This window comes from Acidimicrobiales bacterium (assembly GCA_035536915.1).
GTDB lineage: Bacteria > Actinomycetota > Acidimicrobiia > Acidimicrobiales > JAHWLA01 > JAHWLA01.
Genome location: DATLNE010000014.1, coordinates 65,115 through 84,463, shown reverse-complemented (window position 1 = coordinate 84,463; position 19,349 = coordinate 65,115). Strand labels below are relative to the sequence as shown.

The following is a 19,349-nucleotide window of genomic DNA, read 5'->3' as shown; positions in this document are numbered from 1 at the left end:
CATACCCCCCTAGGGTATCGAACGCAAGAGGCTTTCAGTACCAGATGGCGAGGGGGCGGCCTTCGGCGTCGAGCTCGGGCGGGTCGGGCAGCGTCGACGCGCGACCCGAAGCGATGCGGGTTGCGGTCCAGGCCACGGCGGCGGCGTCGAGCACGTCGTTAGGCGCGGCCAGGGTCCCCGCCAGGCCGAGCGAGTCGGGCACCACCACGCCGGCCGATGCCAACAAGCGCTGCCGCAGCGCCAGGCCGTTCCACGTCGTCTTGGGCCAAGGCAACGGCTCGCCGTGCAGCGCCCGGAACGAGACCTCGGGGTGCACCTCGTACACCGGCCACGCATCCCGCAGGGCCGCCACTTCCCGGGTCTTGGCCACCAGGCCCCACGACTGCTGCGACAGCCCCTTGCCCGTCAGTGCCACACAGGCGGCTGCGGCCTCGGCATACGAGCCGGCCGACAGCACCGACGTGGGCAGGGCGTTGAACACGCTGCTGCGACGCGCCCCCACGAACGACCGAGCCGCCACATCGCATGCCCGCTGCCCAGAGACCGTCGTCCCGATGGGGATGTCGACCCCCACCACGGCAAAGCCCGGAATGAGGGCGCCGGCGGAGGTCGCGAACACTGCCTCGACAAAGCGGCCGTCCTCGACGACCACGCCCACCCACCCTCGTCGGCAGGCGTCGAGGCCGAGGACGGGCCCGGCCATCAGCGGGTGACGACCACCCGTTCGTTGGGCACGCAGTGGGTCATGCGCAGCCCGGCCACGTCACGAGGCCCGTTGGCGCCGAGGTTGGCCAGCCGCTGCTCGTCGTCCGGCGTCAGTTGCTGCCCCTTCACCGGCCCGAGACCCCGCACGTCGTCGGGCTTGATGCCGAGGTGGTCACCTACCCGCAGCCCCAACTCGTCCTCGACCAGCAGCAGGTGCCACACCATGCGCTCTTGGATGGCGCCGTCGCACTGGGCCAGCGCCTCGCCGAGGTTGGCCACCAGGTCGTCGCGCTCCCACTCCTCCATGAGCAGGAAGCGCTGCCCGGCCTGCAGGTAGTCGTTGGTGCGGGGGATCTGCTTGCGCGTCAGCCGCCCGGTGATCACCGGCCCCTGCTCGTCGTGCTCCGGCGCCTCGGCCTCGGCCAACCCGCCTGTGATCGACGGCTCGTAGTTCACGTGCGGGTTGTCGCCCGCGTCGTCGACGCCGTACTGCATCTGCCCGCCCTGTTGGTTGGTGGCCACGTGCGCGTTCTTGGGCTGGTTCACCGGCAGCTGCAGGTAGTTGGGCCCCACCCGGTAGCGCTGGGTGTCGGAGTACGAGAACGTGCGGCCCACGAGCATCTTGTCGTCGCTGAAGTCGAGCCCGTCGACCAGCACGCCGGTGCCGAAGGCGATCTGCTCGTTCTCGGCGAAGAAGTTCGACGGCATGCGGTCGAGCACCATGCGTCCCACCGGCCGCAGGGGGAACTCGTTCTCGGGCCACACCTTGGTGTCGTCGAGGGGGTCGAAGTCGAGCTCGGGGTGCTCTTCGTCGCTCATGACCTGCACGCCCAGCTCCCACTCGGGATAGTCGCCCCGCTCGATGGCGTCGAACAGGTCGCGGGTGGCATGGCCCAGGTCGTTGGCCTGGATGTTGGCGGCGTCCTCGGCGGTGAGGCTGCGCACGCCCTGCTTGGGCGTCCAGTGGTACTTCACCAGCACGGTCTCGCCCTCGGCGTTCACCCACTTGTAGGTGTTGACCCCGAAGCCCTGCATGTGGCGGTACGTGGCCGGGATGCCCCGCGGCGAGAACACGTTCATCACCATGTGCATGGCCTCGGGCATCTGCGAGATGAAGTCGAAGATGCGGTTGGGCTCCTGTCGGTGGGTGACCGGGTCGGGCTTCTGCGAGTGGATGAGGTCGGGGAACTTGACGGCGTCGCGGATGAAGAAGACGGCCATGTTGTTGCCGACCAGGTCCCAGTTGCCGTCCTCCGTGTAGAACTTCACGGCGAAGCCCCGAGGGTCGCGGGCGGCCTCGGACGAGTCACGCCCACCCGCCACCGTGGAGAACCGCAGGGCCACGTCGGTGCGCTTGCCCTTCTCCTGGAACAGCTTGGCCCGGGTGAAGCGGCTCACCGGCTCGTCACCGACCGTCCCGTAGGCCTCGAAGTAGCCGAAGGCCGTCACCCCCCGGGCGTGCACCACCCGCTCGGGGATGCGCTCCCGGTCGAAGTGGCTGATCTTTTCGAGGAACTGGTAGTTCTCCAGCGTGGCCGGGCCGCGAGCCCCGACCGTCCGCTGGTTCTGGTTGTCGGAGACCGGATGGCCCTGGCGGTTCGTGAGTGTCCGCTTCGACGGGTCGTTCGGCGGCTGGGAGGCGGTGTCGGTCACCGCTTGTCGTTACCCCGGAACCGAGATGCCGACGCCGCCCCGGGTGGCGCCGCCGTAACGCTGCTTCTCGCGGGCGATGTCGAGGGGCCGGATGGTGGAACGGCCCGCCAGCGCTTCGTCGTCGAGCAGGTCGGCGGGGACGACCCAGGCGACCTCGAACTCGTTGCCGTCGGGGTCCTTGCCGTAGAGGCTCTTGGTGGTGCTGTGGTCGCTGGCACCGGCCAGCGCGCCTGCGGCCGACAGTTCGCCGGCCAGCCGCTCCAGTTCGTCGAGGGTGTCGACCTCCCAGGCCAGGTGGTAGAGGCCAACCGTGCCCCGGCCCGCCTCCGACGGGCGAGCGTCGTCGCCCACGGAGAACAGGCCGAGGTCGTGGTCGTTGGTGGAGCCGGGGGCCTGGAGGAACACGGCGCGGGCGCCGATGTCGGTGTCGAGCGCCCGGAAGCCGAGCACGTCCCGGTAGAAGGCGGCCGCCCGTGCTGCATCTCGCACGAACAGCACGGCGTGGTTCAAGCGGGTGATGGGCATCGGGCGACCTCTCTTCTCGTAGGGGGGACGTTACGGCTGCAGGACGGCCTGGACCTCCAGGGTGAGGGTGACCTTGTCGCCCACGACCACGCCGCCGCCGTCCATCGGCATGTCGATGTCGATGCCGAAGTCACGCCGGTTGATCTGCCCGGTGGCGGTGAAGCCCACTCGGGTGCCGCCGTAGGGATCGGGGGTGAAGCCGTTGACCTCGAGGTCGAGCTCGACGGGGCGGGTGACGCCGTGCAGCGAAAGCTCGCCTTCCACCACGAAGCCGTCACGAGCGGGGCGCACCGCCGTCGACCGGAACGTCATCGTGGGGAACTGCTCGGCGTCGAAGAAGTCGGCCGAACGGATGTGGGCGTCGCGCTGTTCGTTGCGGGTGTCGATGGAGTCGACGTCGACCTCGGCGGTGACCGAGGAGGACAGCGGGTCGTCGGCCAGCACCAGGGTGCCGCTGAAGGTGCGGAACGTGCCCCGCACCTTCGACACCATCATGTGCCGCACGGAGAAGGAGACCTCGGAGTGCACGGGGTCGATGGCCCACGTGCCGGTGACGTAACCGGGGATCTCGACGGTGGTGGTGGTAGTGCTCATGCGGATGTCCTCCCAGACGCAGATGGTTGAATTTTCAACTGTCTACCACCAACAGGTTGAAACTTCAACTAATTCCCGAGAGTCGGCTATCCTGGGGGCGTGCGGTGGCTGAGCGACGACGAGCAACGGGCGTGGCGGTCGTACCTGGAAGGCACGAACCGGCTCTACGCACTTTTGGGCGACGACATGAAACGCCGCGCCGGGTTCGGCCAGGAGGACTTCGAGATCCTGGTGCGCCTGTCGGAGGCGCCCGAGGACCGCATGCGCATGAGCGACCTGGCAGAGAACACGTCGTTCTCCCGCAGCCGCCTGTCGCACGCGGTGGCCCGCCTGGAGGCCGACGGATTGGTCACACGCGAGACCTGCGACACCGACCGGCGAGGCACCTTCGCCGTGCTCACCCCGCACGGCCGCACGGTCATCGAGTCGCTGGCCCCCCACCACGTCACCCTCGTGCGCGAGCACCTCTTCGACCATCTGAGCGCGGCCGACGTGAAGGCGCTCCAGCGCATCTTCGACAAGGTCAGGAAGTCGGTGCCGTGACACCGGCCGACGACGGGGGCCGGTTCGTGTGGACGGTGACGTGGGGCCGCCCTGGTCGGGCGGATTGGAAGGCGCTGCACGTCCTCGCCTATGACGCGGACGAGGCGGTGGTGCTGGCTTCGGCCGCCCGGCCCGAGTGGCTGCGGCCCCAGGAGGTGTTCCTGGCCGCCGAGGCCACGGCCCGGGCCGTGCTCGACCCCGAGGCCGCCGCTGACGTCCCCGTCACTTTGCCGGTGGTGCGCTCGTAGGATTCGCCTCCATGTACCAGTGGAGCGACGAGCAGTTGATGGTGCGTGAGGCCGTACGGCGCTTCGTGGAGGACGAGATCGCCCCCAACCTCGAAGCCCTGGAGCACGGCGACACCCCGCCTTATGACGTGCTCCGCAAGATGATCCGCACCTTCGGGATCGACGCCATGGCCCGCGAAAGCTTCAAGCGCAGGCTCGACAGCGATGGGTCCGACCGCAGCGGCGGCGGCAGCGACATGGGCGCCGCCATGGCGATCATCCCCATCATCGAGCTGTGCCGGTACTGCCCGGGCATGGTGACCGCCATGGGGGTGAGCATGGGGCTCACGGCCGCCGCCATCATGTCGAAGGGCACCCGGCGCCAGAAGGAGCGGTGGGCCCTCGACCTGCTGACGCTCGACAAGATCGGGGCCTGGGCCATCACCGAGCCCGATTCGGGCTCCGACGCCTTCGGCGCCATGAAGTCGACAGCACGGCGCGACGGCGACGAGTACGTGCTCAACGGGTCGAAGACGTTCATCACCAACGGCCCGTACGCCGACACCATCGTGTTCATCTGCAAGCTCGACGAGGGCAACGACGCCAAGGACCGCAAGGTGCTCACCTTCGTGCTCGACACGGGCACGCCGGGCCTGGAGCAGTCGAAGCCGTTGCGCAAGATGGGCATGCACTCGTCGCCCACCGGCCAACTGTTCCTGACCGACGTGCGGGTGGGGCGCGAGCACCTGTTGGGCGAGACCGAGGACGTGCCCGCCCGCTCGGGCGCCAAGGACACGTTCTCCATGGAGCGCACCGGGGTGGCCGCCATGGCCCTCGGCATCGTGGAGCGGTGCTTGGAGCTGTCGCTCGACTACGCCCGCAACCGGGTGCAGTTCGGCCGCCCCATCGGGGAGTTCCAGCTCATCCAGTTGAAGCTGGCCAAGATGGAAGTGGCCCGCCTCAACATCCAGAACCTCGTGTTCCGCCAGTTGGAGATGGCCGCCGCAGGCACGGGCATGAGCCTGGCCGAGGCGTCGGCCTGCAAGCTCTACTCGGCCCAGGCCTGCATGGATGTGGCGCTGGAGGCGGTGCAGCTCTTCGGGGGCAACGGCTACATGGCCGAGTACCACGTCGAGCAGTTGGCCCGCGACGCCAAGGTGCTGCAGATCTACGCGGGCACCGACGAGATCCAGGTGTCGCAGATTGCCCGCTCGCTGCTCGCCGCCGAGTGACTGAGTTCGAGCGCCGCGTTGCGGCTGTGCTCAGCACGGTCGGGACCGGAGACGTCATGGCCTACGGAGAGGTGGGGCAGGAGGCCGGCTTTCCCGGTTGCGGGCGCGCCGTCGGCGGCTTCCTCGCTCGTCACGGTGATCAATTCCCATGGTGGCGCATCGTGATGGCGGATGGACGCCTGGCTCCAGGGAAGGAAGACGACCAAAGCCGCAGGCTTCGGGCCGAAGGCGTCAAGGTCGAGAACGGGAGGGTGCGACGTGGCTGACAGCAAGGAAGCGTGGGAGCAGGTGGGGGAGCAGTTCGCTGCCTTGGGCAGGCGACTGCGCGATACGCCCGAGGCCCTGCAAGGCCTGGCCGGGGCAGTCGACCGCATCGTCGACAGCGTGGCCGAGGCCGTGCGAGACCCCGAGTTCCAAGACGATGTGCGCAGCGCGGCGCGCTCGTTGGGCGAGGCGCTGACGGCCACCGTCGACGAAGCCCGGCGACGCATCGGGGGTCCGCGGCCCGGCGAGTGAGGGGCGATACCCTCCAAGCGTGTCCACTGTGTCGGAGGTGCTGGCGGCGCAGCTCCACTCACCCGGGTTCCGAGCCACCGAGCCGGGCTACGACCCCGACCATGTGCGCGACCACCTGGCCGTGGTGTCGGGCATCGTCGCCACCTTGGAGCGCCGCATCGCCGACACGCTGTCGGCCGCCGCGGCCGCCGAGTCGGCTGCTGTCCGGGCCGAGGTCGCCGCACCGGCACCCGCCGTCGACGACGACGAACTGCTGTCGGCCGTCTTCGAGGGGCAGCGCCAAGCCGACGAGATCGTGGAGCGAGGCGAGGCCGAAGCGGTCCGGCTGGTCCGGGAGGCCAACCAGCGCATCGCCGAACTGCGCGACGAGACCGAGCTCGACCGGCTGCGCAACGCCGTCGACGAAGCCCGTCGGCAGGTGGCCGAGACCCAAGCCGCCGTGGCCCAAGCCGACGACGACCTCCGTACGGCGGCAGAGGCAACCCGGCAGTGCCGCACCGCTATCGGCGACCGCTTGGCCGCCGCACTGTCTGATCTGGCAGAGATGGAGCACGCATGAGCACGATCGAAGACTTCGAGGTGGACGACCAGCTCGACGACATCCGCGTCGTCGACGAGCCGGTCGACGAGAGCGCGTCGGCGCGCATCCGCACGGCCCGCTTCCGGGAGAAGCTGCGGGGCTACCACCCCGACGACGTCGACGGCTTCCTTGAACAGCTCTCGTTGTTGGTGGGCGACCTCGAGGCCCAGTTGGCCGACGCCACCGGTCGCCTCGACGAGGCGCAGCAGCGCACGACGGTGGCCACCGTCAACGAACAGACGGTGCGGCGCACGTTGGTGCTGGCCCAGCGCACGGCCGAACTGGCGGTGACCGAGGCCCAGAGCCGGGCTGCCGCCATCGTGGCCGAGGCCGAGGAGCAGGCCCGCAGCCGCGTGGCCGCCGTCGAAGCCGAGGTGCAGGCCACCCGCGAGGTCGAGGAAGCCCGCCTGCGCGACGACCTGGCCCGGCTGGAAGAGGCCCGGGCCGAGGCCGAGCGTGACCTGGCCGAACTGGCCAACCGGCGGGCCGAGGAGCACGCCCGCCTCACCGAGGCACTGGGCGACCTGGCCTCGGTGGTCGACGCCCGCCTGCGCTAGTGCGTCAGTGAGTTAGCTGCGGCGGCGGACTCGGCGGCGCAAGCGGCGAGCAGCCTCGGCGTCGAAGAGGAACGAGTGGGCTTGCGTCGGCCGCTCGTCGACCTCGACTTCGTGCTCCGCCTCGCCTGCGTACGCCGTCTCAGGTTCCCGGGCCGCTTCGGCGTCGATGCCGGTGACCAGCGCCACGGGGACCGACGGCGCCAACTCCTCCAGGGCGAGCTTGTCGCGCCGTGAGCCGGTGACCACGATCGGCGCCCCGTCGACATCGGCCGACGGCCGGGCCAAGCGGGCCCGCACTTCGTCCTCCACGACGGCCAGCGCCTTCATCGCTTCGTCGGCCGTCGCTCGCGCCGCAGTCGCGTCCTCGCGGGCGGCGCGCACGCGGGCACCGGCCTCCAACAACTCTTCGACTGTCTTGGGGTCGGCGCCGGGCGCCGCCATCGTCTCCCAGGCCACCAGCGCGTCCTTCCACGCGTCGCGGGCCGTGGCGGTGGCGTCGGCCCGGTCGAGCCACGCCTCCAACTCACGCCGGCGTTCGGCCAACGCTTCGACGTCGGCCACCCCCGCCTTCTGCAAAGCCGCTGCGCACTCGGCCGTGGCCGCCTGCACCCGGCGCCGGGCATGCATTGCGCCGGCGGCGCCGATGGCCAGTGCGGCCAACGGCGACAAGCCCGCCAGGGCCAGCACCGCATAGACCGAGCCCGCGTCGATCTGGGCGCCTCCCCAGACGAGCATGACGCCGACGAAGGCGAGCAGCAGCCCGATGACGTTGCCCACAGCGAGGCGGGAGTGCACTCGGGCACTCGACTTGGCGGCTGCGAAGCGGGCGTCCTCCAGGCGCGACATGGCGCGGCGGGCGGCCTGTTCGGTCTCCTTGTCGAGCCCGGGCTTGGGGCCGAGCGCCCGTTGCGCCGCCCGCGCCTTGCGCAAGGCGACGCTGACCCGATGCGCCACCCGCCGGGCCAGCTCGGGTTCCACGTCGAGCAGCACGCCCGAGGTCTTGCGCACCTCGGCCTGCACGGCGGCTTCCCGCTTGAGCAATGCCACCCGGGCGGCCTTGGCCTCGTCGCGGGCGGCGGCCAACCGCGTGCCCAACGAACGCAGGACGGCGGTGCGCTCGCCAGGCCGCACCAGGTTGGAGGGCAGGTCGGCCGAGCCGCCTTCCAGCAACGACTGGAGGTAGGCCACCTCGGCGGCCGAGCCGTCGACGTCGGCCACCGACGACAAGCGGCGCCGGGCCAGCACGGCGGCCACCTCGTCGCTCGACGACACCAAGGTGCCGCCGGTCTGCGCGGCGAGCACGCGGGCGAACTCGTCGGGGTCCTGGGCGGGCACCACGGTGAGGCCCGGCGGCAGGGGCAGGGCCAAGTGGTCAGGCGATTCGACTATCCGTGCGACCACGCGTCTCCTCTGCGGCGGGAAGGATGCGTCGTCGCTCACGATACGGCGCCCCGGCTTGGAGTCGGTGGACCGGGTCATGCCCCGACCGCCCGTTCCAGCAGGGCGTGATCGTCGGCAGGCAGGTCGAGCCCGAGCGCTACCACCTTGGCCTCGTCCGACATCTTGGGCAGGGTCTTGCGGATGACCTCGACGATGTGCTCGGGCTCCAACTTGTCGGCCAGGTCGGAGAGTTGGGTTTCCAAGAAGACGAGGCACAACACGTCCTCCAGCACCTGCACGTCGGGGTCGGTGCCCAGCCCCCGCTTGCCCACGATGTTCTGCACCCGCCACACCGTGCGCTCGTCGTAGCCAAGGGCGCCGAGGATGCGGCCGACCTCGGCCATGTGCATGTCCTTGAGCGCCTTGCGCCAGCGCAGGTAGCCGGCCCGCCCGTCGGGGTAGCTGCTGCGGGGGATGGCGAAGCGCCGGACGTGGGCCGCCCGCACGGCCAGGCGCAGCGCCTCGTCGGCGTCGGGCCGCAGGCGGGCCAACCACTCGGTGGCCAGCTCGGCGTGGCCGACTTCCTTGGGCCGCACTTCGCCGCGGATGACGAGGGTGTTGGGGTCGTCCGCGTTGGCGGCGTCGATGGCCTCGAAGGCGGCGGTGAGGCGATCCACGGGGTCCGAGACTACGACGCCCGACACGTGTACCGCCCATCCTCGGCCCGCAGCCGCAGGGCCAACCCGAAGCATTCCGACAAGCTCTCCGAGGTCAGCGTCTCGGCCAGCGGGCCGGCGGCGACCACCTGGCCCGCCCGCAGGAGCAAGGCGGACGTGAACCCGCTGGGGATCTCCTCCACGTGGTGGGTGACGAACACCGTCGGCGGCGTCGAGGGGTCGGCGGCCAGGGCGGCAAGCCGGGTGACGAGCCGTTCTCGTCCACCGACGTCGAGGCCTGCGGCGGGCTCGTCGAGCAGGAGCAGTTCGGGTTCGCCCATCAGCGTACGGGCCAACTGCATTTGCTGGCGCTCGCCCTCCGACAGCACCCCGAACGAGCGCTCGGACGTGTAGCCGAAGCCCGCGGCGTCGAGCAGCGACTGCGCCCGGGCTCGGTCCGCGTCGCTGTAGTCGTGCCACCACGTCTCCAGCGCCGCATGCTGCCCGGCCAGGACGATCTCCAAGGCGGTGACGCCGGGCCGCAGCATGCGGGCCACCGACCCGCTGGCCATGCCGATGCGGGTGCGCAACGCCCGCACGTCGACCCGCCCCAGCCGGCACCCCAACACGTCGACCGTGCCGACAGTGGGGTGGTCGTAGGCGCCCGCCAGCCGCAGCAACGACGTCTTGCCTGCGCCGTTGGGGCCGAGCACCACCCACCGTTCGCCCGCCTCCACCGTCCAGTCCACGCCACGCAAGGCCATGGTGTCACCCACTCGGTACGACACCGCGTCGAAGCGGAGGGCGGGTACTGCCGGAGCCATGGGGGAAGCATGGCAGGGTGCCGAGCCGACGTTCGACCCTCGCCCTGGAGGCCCGCCGGGTCCGACGCATGGCTCGTCGCCTCCAACCCCGCGCCCCGGAGCCGCCCGTGCCGCCGCCGCTGCCGCCGGGGCGAGTCGAGTTGGTCCCCGGCCGCGGCGAGGTCTTCCTGCGCGAGGCCCCTGGCCCGGCCGACCGCCCCACCATCGTGCTGCTGCACGGGTGGACGGCCAGCGCCGACCTCAACTGGTTCCTGCTCTACGACGCGGTGGCCGCGCTGGGCCCGCTGATCGCCGTCGACCACCGGGGCCACGGCCGAGGCATGCGCAGCGAGGAGCCCTTCTCGCTGGAGGCGGCGGCCGACGACGTGGCGGGCCTGCTGCGCACGCTCGGGCGCGGCCCGGTCATCGCCGTGGGGTACTCCATGGGCGGCCCCATCGCCATGCACCTGTGGAACCGCCACCCCGACCTGGTGTGCGGCCTGGTGCTCCAGGCCACCGCCCTGGAATGGCGAGCCTCGGCCTTCGAGCGCCTGTTGTGGCGGTTCATGGGCGTGGTCGAACTGAGCCTGCGCATCGGCAACCCCGACGGCTTGATCGAGCGCATCCTGCGCGACGCGGTGGAGACGTGCCCCGACCTGGCGCCCTATCGCGGCTGGCTCAAGGCCGAGCTACGCCGCGGCGACCCCGCCGACCTGGCCGCCGCCGGACGGGCGCTGGGCAACTACGACGCCCGCCCGTTCGCCGGGGAGGTCGACGTGCCCACGGCCGTGGTCGTCACCACCAAGGACCGACTGGTGCGACCGCGCAAGCAGCGGGCGCTGGCCGCCGCCGTGCCCGGCGCGCACATCATCGAGGTGAAGGCCGACCACGACGCCCCGCTGATGGAGGCCGACCGACTGCGGGCGGCCACGGTGGCCGCCGTGCGTCACGTCAGCCGGTGAGGCCGCGGGCCTTGGCGGCGTCGTCGAGCAGGTTGGTCAAAGCCCGCACGTCGGTCTTGGCCAGGAAGCGGTCGACGTAGGGGCTCACGTCGGCTTCGTCCTTGACGTCGTAGGCGGAGAACAGCACGACGAAGCAGTTGGGGTGGACATCCTTGAGACGCTGGGCCAACTCCATGCCGTGCATGCCCGGCATCATGTAGTCGACGACGGCAACATCAGGGTTCACGGCGGTGGCGATGCGCAGGGCGTCCGCCCCGCCCGACGCCTTGCCGACGATCTCCCACGTGGGTGCAGTCAGCATGGCTTGGAGCAGCAACAGGATGTCGGGCTCGTCGTCGACCAGCAGGATGCGCAGTCGCCGGTCGTTCGCCATGAGCACCAGTCTCGCATGAGCGCAGCCGTCTTTCGGTGCAACGAGCGACGGTTGTCACCCGCAACCCGCTCACCTGCGGCGCGCTCGCTGCTGCTTCGCCGTGGCCCCGGCGGGGACGAACAACGGTGGGCCGTACGGCGCGTCGAGGCGGCGGCCGCGGATGCCGGGCAACGCTTGTTGGCGCACGGCGTCGAGCAGGGCGCCGCCGGTGCCGACATGGGCGGGAGCGGTGCGCCATTGCGGCCCCGCGAGCTCCAGGCGGTCGAGCAGGCGGCGGCGGTCCTTGCCCGGCAAGGGCGTGGCGTCGTGGCCTTCCAGCCACACCAGGTCGGCGGCGAGGAAGAGGAACGGGTGGCGCTCGGCGTGGCGGCGCACGGCCGAGTCGCTCTTGAGGGCACGCCGGCGCTCGACCAGTTCGGGGTCGGGACGGCCGTCGTCGTCGACGGCGACGAGCTCGCCTTCCAGGGCGACCTCCACGATGCCCAGCGCCCGACCGAGCGGCGACAGCTCGGGGAAGGTGTCGGAGATGTCGTCGCCCCCGCCGTCGTGGATGCGGAGTCGCCCGCCTTGCGACACGACCACGACGGGCAAGCCGCCCCACGCTGCCTCGAAGGCCCACTCGGCTTCGTCGTCGGGCAGGGAGCCCGCTGTCGGCGCCGCCGGTGCGAACGTGTCGGGCACCAGCTCGCGCGCCGGGTCGACCGGGGGGTCCATGCGGTGCAGCATCCAGTTGCGCCCGCCGGTCTTGAAGAAGACGTAGCGGCCGGTGGCCCGCTGGCCCGCGAAGACGACCATGACTTCGCGGTCGCTCCACTTCTCGCACTGGTAGGTGCCGGTGTCCCACACCTTCATGAGGCCGCCGCCGTACTCGCCTTCGGGGATCTCGCCCTCGAAGTCGAGGTACTTCATGGGGTGGTCCTCGGTCTGTACGGCCAAGTGGTCGTTGCGAGGATCAGGGGGGATGCCCTTGGGGACGGCCCACGAGGCGAGCACGCCGTCGCGTTCGAGGCGCACGTCCCAGTGCAGCGCAGTGGCGTGGTGCTCTTGCACGACGAACCGACCCCCGACAGCAGGTACCGGTTCGTCGCCGGACGGCTCGGGCGTGCGGGAGAAGTCCCGTTTGGCCCGGTACGTCCGCAACTCGGCCATGGCCGTGCTTACCCCCGCACGATCTGGCGGTCCGGACGAATGCGAACGATCACCCGCTCGGTCTGGATGGCGTCGGCCGGGTACGGGTTGCCGCCGTACTTGTAGCTCAGCTTGTCGATGTGCTCGCGGGCTTCGGGCCCGACGACGGTGTCGACCACGCGCCCGCGCACCTCGGCGTAGCGGTACGGGTTGTTGCGGTCGATGACGGTGACGGCGACACGGGGGTCGCGTTCGAGGTTCTTGAACTTCTGCCGGTGCGGCTCGGTGTTGATGAGCACGAACTCGTCGTCAGCGTCGACCCACATGACGTGCGTCTGGGGCATGCCGTCGGGGAGCAGCGTGGTCAGGGCGGCGAAGTTCGCCTCTTGGGCAAGGGCCTTGACGGCATCGTCGATCATGCGACGAAACCTACCCATGTTGTGTGCGTTCCTCCCGACGGCGTGTGGGCGACCGCTTCCGAGGTCAGCGGCCCGCCGTCGGGAGGAGCACGGTGAAGGTGGACCCTCGGAGCGGGTTACGGACGGCGGTCACCGTGCCGCCCATGCCCTCCACCAGGTTCTTGACGATGTAGAGGCCGAGCCCCACGCCCGTGCCTGTGATGCTGCCGCGGGTGAAGGCGGCGAAGACGTCCACGTCGTCGGGCACGCCCACGCCCTCGTCGGTCACAAGCAGTTCCGCCCACCGACGGTTTGCTCGTGCGTGGAGGCGGACGGTGCCGCCGCCGGGGGAGTACTTCACGGCGTTTTCGATGAGGTGCCCGAGCACCTGTTGCAGGCCCGCGGGGTCGGCCAGCACCCACACCGGTCCGTCGACTGTGCAGCGGATGTGGTGCGATGTGGACAGTCCGCTGAAGGTGCGGGTGGTGACGCGCAGGATGCTCGCCAGGTCGAGGGCGATGGGCTCGAGGTCGAGGCGGGCCATCTCTGTCCGGGCGCCTTCGAGCAGCGAGCGCGTGTGCATGGCAAGCGTGTCGGCGCTGCGCCGGATGGTGGCCACGCCGTCACGGCGTTGCTGGGGGCTGAGGGTCTCCCACCGGTCGTCGAGCGTCGAGGCCCAGCCGGAGATGACGGCCACCGAGGTCTTGAGCTTGTGCTCGGCTTCGGCGAACAGCAGGGTCTGGAGGCGGAGGCGCTCCTCCGCTCGTTCGGCTCGCTCGACGACGTCGTCGAGGTCGCAGGCCGGGCGAGGTTGCCGGCGTTGGTGGAGTTGCGTTGCCGTCGTCCCGTTGCCGTCCATGTGGCCCCCCTGAGCCTTGCCCGTGTATCGATGATCATGCGGGGCGCAAGGGGGAACGAACATGACGATTTCGGAAATCGTCAGGTCGGACTAGTGCGGGTGACGGCGGCATAGGCCATCAGGCCCTGGTCATCGCCGCGCACCAGGTCGCCCCGAAGCCGCAAATGCTCCAGATGGGCGTAGGTCTCGCTTTCCGCCATCGGTCCCCAGTGGTCGGAGCGGAACAGCTCGTGCGACAGCTCGGCCACGGTGGCGCTGTCCGGCGCCATGGCTTCGAGGGTGCGCACCAACTTGTCGAGCCGCTCTTCGTGGTGCCGCCGGATGGCGGTTGTGCGCTCCTGCACGTCGGTGAAGGGGTGGCCGTGGGCGGGCAGGGCGGTGCGGGCCTCGGGCACCGCGGCGATGCGCTCCAACGACTCGACGAACGCCTTGAGCGGGTCGCGTCCGGTCCCCATGCCCGAGATGTGCGGGGTGATGGTGGGCAGCACGTGGTCGCCGGAGAGGAGGAGCCCCGCTTCGGGGTCGACCAGGCAGAGGTGGTCGAGGGTGTGGCCCGGGGTGTGCACGGCGGTCCACGGCCGGCCCGCCAGTTCGATGGTGTCGCCGTGGCGCAGGCGCCGAGCCGGGCGGGGATGGCGGAAGTCGACGGCCTGCTTGCGCACGCGCTCGCGGAAGTCCTTGCCGTAGCCCTCGGTGCCCCACGGCGTGGTCCCCGAATAGGGGTCGGCGTGGTGGGCGTCGTCGGGGTCGACGTCGTGCACGTGGGCGTCGCAGGGATCAGGCGCCCACCAGATGCGGAAGGCGGCGTGGGTGGCCACCTCGGCGCCCGACTCCTCGGCCAGCCGCCCGGCCCCGCCGTAGTGGTCGGGGTGCGAATGGGTGACGAGCACGGTGTGCACGTCCTTGACGCGCAGGTCGGCCCGCTTCAGCCGGGCCACCAGGGCGTCCCACGAGGCCTCGTTGTGCAGACCGGGGTCGACGACTGCCGCGCCCTTGTCGTCGAGGAGGAGGTAGGTGTTCACGTGGCCCAGGCCCGGCATGTCGATCGGCAGCTGCACTCGCAGCACCCCCGGGCCGACCTCCTCGACGCCGTCCCCGGCGGGTTCCTGCTCTTGTTTCATCGGAGGTCGACGCTACTTGACCGCTCAGTCAAGTCACGATTTCGCACAAGGAGCGCGACGCCGCGCGACTTCTGCGAAATCAACGCTGGTTGCTGCGCACGATCTCGTTGACGCGGCGGCACTCGTCGGCCAAGGCATCGACGGCGGGCTGAGGGTCGACGCCGTGGAGGACGGCCGTGTTCAGGTCGTGCGTGCGGGCTCGCAACGGCACCCAACGGTCGTCGACATCGGCGGCGGAATCGGCCAGTCGCGCCGCCTGCTGCGCCTCGTCCGACGTGGGCGCCCGCCGTTGGGCCACCGGTTCAAGGGCGACGATGCACGCGTCCTGTGCCCGCGTCGCCGCCTGGCCCTCGGCGTTGCCGGTGCATGCTCCGACGACGGCAAGCGCCAGCAGGGCCATGGCTCTTCTCACCGACGAACCGTATGCTCCGGCCATGCGCATTGCCACGCAGGTCGGGTACGCCGGAGACGTCCTCGAAAGCATCCGCCAACTCCCTGAGCTCGAACGAGCGGGGTGCGACATGGTGTGGGTGGCCGAGGCCTACAGCCTCGACGCCCCCAGCACCATGGGCTACATCGCCGCCATCACCGAGCGCATGGAGGTCGCCGCGGGCATCCTCCCGCTCTACTCCCGCACCCCCACGCTCATCGCCATGACGGCAGCGGGCATCGACTACCTCTCCAACGGCCGGTGCGTGCTCGGCCTCGGCGCCTCGGGCCCGCAGGTCATCGAGGGCTGGCACGGCCTGCCCTACGACCGCCCCATCGGGCGCACCCGCGAGATCGTCGACATCTGCCGGCAGGTGTGGCGCCGCGAGCGCATCGACCACGACGGCCGCTCCTACACAATCCCGCTCCCGCCCGAGCAAGGCACCGGCCTGGGCAAGCCCCTGAAGATCATCAACCGCCCCGTGCGTGAACGCATCCCTGTCTACATCGCCTCCCTCGGCGCCAAGAACGTGGAGATGACGGCCGAGCTGGCCGAAGGCTGGCTGCCCATCCTGTTCGTGCCCGAGAAGGCCGACGAGGTGTGGGGCGAACCGCTGGCCAAGGGCATGGCGAACCGGGCTCCCGACCTCGGGCCGCTCGACATCGCCGCGGGCGGGCTCGTGGCCATCGGCGACGACCTGGAGGGGCTGCGTGACTTCATCCGCCCCTACGTCGCCCTCTACGTCGGCGGCATGGGCGCCAAGGGCCGCAACTTCTACAACGACTTGGCCAAGCGCTACGGCTTCGAGAAGGAAGCCGAGGTCATCCAAGACCTGTACCTGTCGGGCAAGAAGGACGAGGCGGCTGCCGCCGTGCCCGCCGAACTGCTGGAGTTGACAAGCCTGGTGGGCCCGCCCGGCTACATCAAGGAGCGCTTGGCCGCCTACAAGGAGGCCGGGGTGACGGTGCTCAACACCACAGTGGTGAGCGACGACCCGGTGCGAACCATGGCCCAGCTACGCGAGCTCGTCGACGCCGTCTGACCCGGCCGCCGCGGCCCGGGGCTTGAACACGGCCTCGCGGTAGTACCGAAGCTCGGCGACGCTCTCCCGGATGTCGTCCATGGCCCGGTGGCCCCCGGCCTTCTTGGGTGCGCCGGGCAGCACCTCGGGGTACCACCGGCGGCACAGTTCCTTCACCGTCGACACGTCGACCGACCGGTAGTGCAGCCAGTCCTCCACTTCGGGGAGGAAGTGGGCCAGGAACCGACGGTCGGTGCCGATGGAGTTGCCGCAGAGGGGGACGGTGCGCCGCTCGGGCACGTGCTCCTTGATGAAGCGCAGCGTCTCTTCGCCCGCCTGCTCCAGGGTGACGGTGGACGCCTCGATGGCGGCGAGCAAGCCGCTGCGGGTGTGCATGGAGCGCACCACGTCGTCCATCTCGGCCAGTTGCTCGGTGAGGCAGGCCACCACCAGGTCGGGCCCTTCGGCCACGATCTCCAACTCGTCGTCGGTGACCAAGGTGGCGATTTCCACCACGGTGTGACGGCCGGGCTGCAACCCGGTCATCTCGAGGTCCATCCAGACGAGCACGGCGGCATCGTACCGGTGACGATCCGCCACGCTGTCGCGACGATCCAAACGTCGCCTGCCGTCAGCCCTACGCGCTGCCACAGTCCCGAGGTACTGCTCACGGTCGTGGCGGCCAAGGCGAGGGCCGACACCGTGCCCGCCGCCACCGACAACCACCGGTCGCGCCCGCGCATCGTCGGCGCGGCGAGCAGCGGCAGAGCGGCCAGCGTTGCGTAGCCGATGCCCGCGGCCACGGCGTGAGCGGTGTCGGGACCGGCGTCGAGGGGGAAGGCGGCCACGCCGAGGGTGGCGACGCCGGTGGCCACCGCCGCCGTCCACGCCGGGCCGGGACACGCCCGGCACAAGGCGGCGCCGAACAGGGGGACGCCGACACCGAAGGCCACGAAGCCCGCCGTCATGAACGGACGCGTCGCGGCTCCTTCTTCGGCCAGCCTGCTGATGGCGTCGTAGGCCGGGCGGTAGCCCTCGCGTGTCGCACCCAACGCCGCCCACGAGGCGACGAAGGCGGTGGGCCCGACGATCCCGCCGGCGGCCAGGAGGCGAGCCATGCGCCGTCCTTACCCGCCGAGCGCGAAAGAACCCGCCTCGCCGCCGCGCGAGACGGGCCCTTCCGTGTCTCCCCCCGGAGCGCTAAGCGACCGGCGGCACCACTGTCGTCGGGTCGATTGTGGTCGGGTCGGGCAGTGTCGACGGGTCGACCAGTGTGGTCGGGTCCGGCAGTGTCGACGGGTCGACCAGTGTGGTCGGGTCGGGCACTGTCGACGGATCGACCGGCGGCACCAATGTGGTCGGGTCCGGCAGTGTCGTCGGGTCCGGCAGTGTCGACGGGTCGAGGATTGTCGTGGGGTCGATCGGCAGTGTGGGATCGGGGTCCTCGCCGCCGCCACCGATGTCGCACTGGTTGGTGGCATCGCGCGGGCAGTCGTCGTCCTCGTTGGCGATGCCGTCGCCGTCGATGTCGGGATCGTCCTTGTTGGTGATGCCGTCACCGTCGAGGTCGCAGTGGGCGGCGTTGGCCTTGCCGTCGGAGCAGGCGTTGCCGCCCTTGGCCTGTGCGGCTCCCATGCCCGTCATCCCTGCGAGGACTGCGATCAGTGCGGCGATGCCGAGTCTCTTCTTCATGTGTCCTTTTCCCCGTGGCGGTTGCTTCAGCAGAGGAACGTCGGCGCCCGGCCTTCCATACGGTTGCCGTAAAGTCGCCTCGTGCTCGACGTCCCGCTGCGCCGGCTCGACCCCGACCTCCCATTGCCTGCGTACGCGCACCCGGGCGACGCGGGGGCCGACCTGGTGGCCCGCGAGTCGGTGGTGCTCGAACCGGGCGGCGGACGGGCGCTGGTGCCTACCGGCGTGGCTGTGGCCCTGCCCGACGGCTACGCCGGGTTCATCCAGCCCCGAAGCGGCTTGGCCCTGCGCCACGGCGTGACCTGCCTCAACACCCCGGGGCTCATCGACTGCGGCTACCGCGACGAGCTCAAGGTCATCCTCGTCAACACCGACCCCACCGCGCCCTACAAGGTGCAGCGCGGCGACCGTATCGCCCAACTGGTCATCCAGCGGGTCGAAGCGGCTGCGTTCACAGACGTCGACGAACTGCCGCCCGCCACCCGCGACACCGGCGGGTTCGGTTCCACCGGTCGCTGATGCCCGAGCTGCCCGAAATCGAGTCGCTCGTCCGCTTCCTGGGCGAGCAGGCCGTCGGGCAGGAGATCGTTCGGGCCGACCTGGCCGCCATCTCGGCGCTGAAGACGTTCGACCCGCCGCTCGACGCACTGCGGGGGCTGACGGTCACCGGCACCGCCCGGCGGGGCAAGTTCCTCTTGTTCGAGGCCGAGCCGTTGTGGCTGGTGCTGCACCTGGCCCGGGGCGGCTGGGTCAAGTGGCACGACATGCTCCCGGCGACGCGGCCCAAGCCCGGCAAAGGCCCGTTGGCCTTGCGGGTGGGGCTGTCGGAGGGAGGCGGCTTCGACGTCACCGAGGCGGGGACCGAGAAGCGCCTGGCGGCTTACGTGGTGCGCGACCCCGCCGACGTGGAAGGCATGGCCCGCCTCGGTCCCGACCCGCTCGACCCCGGCTTCGACGTGGCCACCATGCGGGCTCGCCTGGCCGAGCACGGCGGCCAGGTGAAGGGCGCGCTCACGACCCAGTCGGTGATCGCGGGCGTGGGCAACGCCTACTCCGACGAAGCCCTGCACGTGGCCAAGCTGTCGCCGTTCAAGGGGGCCGACAAGCTGTCCGACGACGAAGCGGCGCGCCTGCACGCCGCCGTGCAGCAGGTGTTGCGAGCGGCCGTCGATCGAGCGGCGGGGTTGCCTGCCGCCGGGCTCAAGTCCGACAAGAAATCACACATGCGGGTGCACGGCCGAACGGGGGAGCCCTGCCCTGAGTGCGGCGACCTCGTGCGCGAAGTGTCGTTCGCCACCAAGTCGTTGCAGTACTGCGCCACGTGCCAGACGGGGGGCAAGCCCCTTGCCGACCGGCGCCTGAGTCGATTGCTGAAATAAGGGGCAAACTGGTCG

At 70.6% G+C, this 19,349-nt stretch carries 26 protein-coding genes; 10 read left to right on the top strand and 16 right to left on the bottom strand.

The annotated features are described in order from the left end of the window. Positions 1 to 34 precede the first annotated feature (34 nt). From VM938_04555 to VM938_04540, 4 genes are read right to left on the bottom strand one after another with little or no spacing between them, the layout of a single operon-like run. Positions 35 to 703, bottom strand: coding sequence for a DUF429 domain-containing protein (locus tag VM938_04555; GenBank protein HVF74296.1), 669 nt, complete (start codon positions 701 to 703; stop codon positions 35 to 37). Beyond that, positions 703 to 2,358 carry a catalase gene (locus VM938_04550; protein HVF74295.1) on the bottom strand — a complete coding sequence of 552 codons (1,656 nt, stop codon included), beginning with the start codon at positions 2,356 to 2,358 and terminating at the stop codon, positions 703 to 705. The genes VM938_04555 and VM938_04550 overlap by 1 nt, the downstream gene beginning before the upstream one ends. Before the next feature lie 9 nt (positions 2,359 to 2,367). Beyond that, a complete protein-coding gene (locus VM938_04545; protein ID HVF74294.1) occupies positions 2,368 to 2,883 on the bottom strand; it encodes a VOC family protein in 516 nt (171 codons plus the stop codon). 30 nt (positions 2,884 to 2,913) lie between these two features. Continuing rightward, on the bottom strand, positions 2,914 to 3,477 hold the full coding sequence (locus VM938_04540; GenBank protein ID HVF74293.1) for a YceI family protein: 564 nt from the start codon (positions 3,475 to 3,477) through the stop codon (positions 2,914 to 2,916). A 99-nt stretch (positions 3,478 to 3,576) separates the two neighbouring features. Between VM938_04540 and VM938_04535 the strand changes: the two genes are divergently transcribed. The 6 genes from VM938_04535 (at position 3,577) to VM938_04510 (ending at position 7,132) form a co-directional block, all read left to right on the top strand. Next, positions 3,577 to 4,020, top strand: a complete 444-nt coding sequence (locus tag VM938_04535; protein ID HVF74292.1) for a MarR family transcriptional regulator — start codon at positions 3,577 to 3,579, stop codon at positions 4,018 to 4,020. Beyond that, positions 4,017 to 4,268: a hypothetical protein gene (locus tag VM938_04530; protein ID HVF74291.1), complete on the top strand. Its 252-nt coding sequence runs from the start codon at positions 4,017 to 4,019 to the stop codon at positions 4,266 to 4,268. The genes VM938_04535 and VM938_04530 overlap by 4 nt, the downstream gene beginning before the upstream one ends. 11 nt (positions 4,269 to 4,279) lie before the next feature. Beyond that, positions 4,280 to 5,479: an acyl-CoA dehydrogenase family protein gene (locus tag VM938_04525; GenBank protein ID HVF74290.1), complete on the top strand. Its 1,200-nt coding sequence runs from the start codon at positions 4,280 to 4,282 to the stop codon at positions 5,477 to 5,479. A gap of 258 nt (positions 5,480 to 5,737) precedes the next feature. Then, complete coding sequence (locus VM938_04520) at positions 5,738 to 5,995, top strand: hypothetical protein (protein ID HVF74289.1); 258 nt, start codon at positions 5,738 to 5,740, stop codon at positions 5,993 to 5,995. Between the two features lie 19 nt (positions 5,996 to 6,014). Beyond that, positions 6,015 to 6,554 (top strand): hypothetical protein, encoded by a 540-nt coding sequence (locus VM938_04515; protein HVF74288.1) that lies wholly within the window; start codon positions 6,015 to 6,017, stop codon positions 6,552 to 6,554. Beyond that, complete coding sequence (locus tag VM938_04510; GenBank protein ID HVF74287.1) at positions 6,551 to 7,132, top strand: DivIVA domain-containing protein; 582 nt, start codon at positions 6,551 to 6,553, stop codon at positions 7,130 to 7,132. The genes VM938_04515 and VM938_04510 overlap by 4 nt, the downstream gene beginning before the upstream one ends. 12 nt (positions 7,133 to 7,144) lie before the next feature. Here VM938_04510 and VM938_04505 read toward each other — a convergent pair whose 3' ends face one another. The 3 genes from VM938_04505 to VM938_04495 all read right to left on the bottom strand — a co-directional run bounded on the left by VM938_04505 (position 7,145) and on the right by VM938_04495 (position 9,992). Next, a complete protein-coding gene (locus VM938_04505; protein ID HVF74286.1) occupies positions 7,145 to 8,533 on the bottom strand; it encodes a hypothetical protein in 1,389 nt (462 codons plus the stop codon). Between the two features lie 74 nt (positions 8,534 to 8,607). Next, on the bottom strand, positions 8,608 to 9,189 hold the full coding sequence (locus VM938_04500; GenBank protein ID HVF74285.1) for a DUF4202 domain-containing protein: 582 nt from the start codon (positions 9,187 to 9,189) through the stop codon (positions 8,608 to 8,610). Positions 9,190 to 9,200: 11 nt separating this feature from the next. Continuing rightward, positions 9,201 to 9,992, bottom strand: coding sequence for an ATP-binding cassette domain-containing protein (locus VM938_04495; protein HVF74284.1), 792 nt, complete (start codon positions 9,990 to 9,992; stop codon positions 9,201 to 9,203). 17 nt (positions 9,993 to 10,009) lie between these two features. Here VM938_04495 and VM938_04490 point away from each other — a divergent pair, with 17 nt between their 5' ends. Next, entirely contained in the window at positions 10,010 to 10,933 is a 924-nt protein-coding gene (locus VM938_04490) for an alpha/beta fold hydrolase (protein ID HVF74283.1), read from the top strand. Here the strand turns inward: VM938_04490 and VM938_04485 are convergent. From VM938_04485 to VM938_04460, 6 genes are all read right to left on the bottom strand, one after another. After that, on the bottom strand, positions 10,923 to 11,306 hold the full coding sequence (locus VM938_04485) for a response regulator (protein HVF74282.1): 384 nt from the start codon (positions 11,304 to 11,306) through the stop codon (positions 10,923 to 10,925). The genes VM938_04490 and VM938_04485 overlap by 11 nt on opposite strands. A gap of 69 nt (positions 11,307 to 11,375) precedes the next feature. Next, positions 11,376 to 12,455: a DNA polymerase ligase N-terminal domain-containing protein gene (locus tag VM938_04480; protein HVF74281.1), complete on the bottom strand. Its 1,080-nt coding sequence runs from the start codon at positions 12,453 to 12,455 to the stop codon at positions 11,376 to 11,378. An 8-nt stretch (positions 12,456 to 12,463) separates the two neighbouring features. Continuing rightward, on the bottom strand, positions 12,464 to 12,853 hold the full coding sequence (locus VM938_04475; protein HVF74280.1) for a PPOX class F420-dependent oxidoreductase: 390 nt from the start codon (positions 12,851 to 12,853) through the stop codon (positions 12,464 to 12,466). A gap of 64 nt (positions 12,854 to 12,917) precedes the next feature. Beyond that, positions 12,918 to 13,691 carry a HAMP domain-containing sensor histidine kinase gene (locus VM938_04470; protein HVF74279.1) on the bottom strand — a complete coding sequence of 258 codons (774 nt, stop codon included), beginning with the start codon at positions 13,689 to 13,691 and terminating at the stop codon, positions 12,918 to 12,920. Positions 13,692 to 13,771: 80 nt separating this feature from the next. Continuing rightward, entirely contained in the window at positions 13,772 to 14,812 is a 1,041-nt protein-coding gene (locus VM938_04465) for an MBL fold metallo-hydrolase (protein HVF74278.1), read from the bottom strand. A gap of 79 nt (positions 14,813 to 14,891) precedes the next feature. Continuing rightward, positions 14,892 to 15,224: a hypothetical protein gene (locus VM938_04460; protein ID HVF74277.1), complete on the bottom strand. Its 333-nt coding sequence runs from the start codon at positions 15,222 to 15,224 to the stop codon at positions 14,892 to 14,894. 22 nt (positions 15,225 to 15,246) lie between these two features. Between VM938_04460 and VM938_04455 the strand changes: the two genes are divergently transcribed. Further along, entirely contained in the window at positions 15,247 to 16,284 is a 1,038-nt protein-coding gene (locus VM938_04455) for an LLM class F420-dependent oxidoreductase (GenBank protein ID HVF74276.1), read from the top strand. On the opposite strand, the gene orn is transcribed toward VM938_04455, so the two are convergent. From orn to VM938_04440, 3 genes are all read right to left on the bottom strand, one after another. Continuing rightward, entirely contained in the window at positions 16,258 to 16,833 is a 576-nt protein-coding gene (gene orn / locus VM938_04450) for an oligoribonuclease (protein HVF74275.1), read from the bottom strand. The two genes, VM938_04455 and orn, sit on opposite strands and share 27 nt — an antisense overlap. Then, positions 16,806 to 17,381, bottom strand: coding sequence for a DUF998 domain-containing protein (locus tag VM938_04445; GenBank protein ID HVF74274.1), 576 nt, complete (start codon positions 17,379 to 17,381; stop codon positions 16,806 to 16,808). The genes orn and VM938_04445 overlap by 28 nt, the downstream gene beginning before the upstream one ends. Positions 17,382 to 17,463: 82 nt before the next feature. After that, positions 17,464 to 17,955, bottom strand: a complete 492-nt coding sequence (locus tag VM938_04440; GenBank protein ID HVF74273.1) for a hypothetical protein — start codon at positions 17,953 to 17,955, stop codon at positions 17,464 to 17,466. 81 nt (positions 17,956 to 18,036) lie between these two features. Here VM938_04440 and dut point away from each other — a divergent pair, with 81 nt between their 5' ends. Both dut and VM938_04430 read left to right on the top strand, forming a co-directional pair. Further along, positions 18,037 to 18,474 (top strand): dUTP diphosphatase, encoded by a 438-nt coding sequence (gene dut, locus VM938_04435; GenBank protein HVF74272.1) that lies wholly within the window; start codon positions 18,037 to 18,039, stop codon positions 18,472 to 18,474. Beyond that, positions 18,474 to 19,334, top strand: coding sequence for a DNA-formamidopyrimidine glycosylase family protein (locus tag VM938_04430; protein HVF74271.1), 861 nt, complete (start codon positions 18,474 to 18,476; stop codon positions 19,332 to 19,334). Before dut ends, VM938_04430 begins: the two co-directional genes overlap by 1 nt. Positions 19,335 to 19,349: the final 15 nt, after the last annotated feature.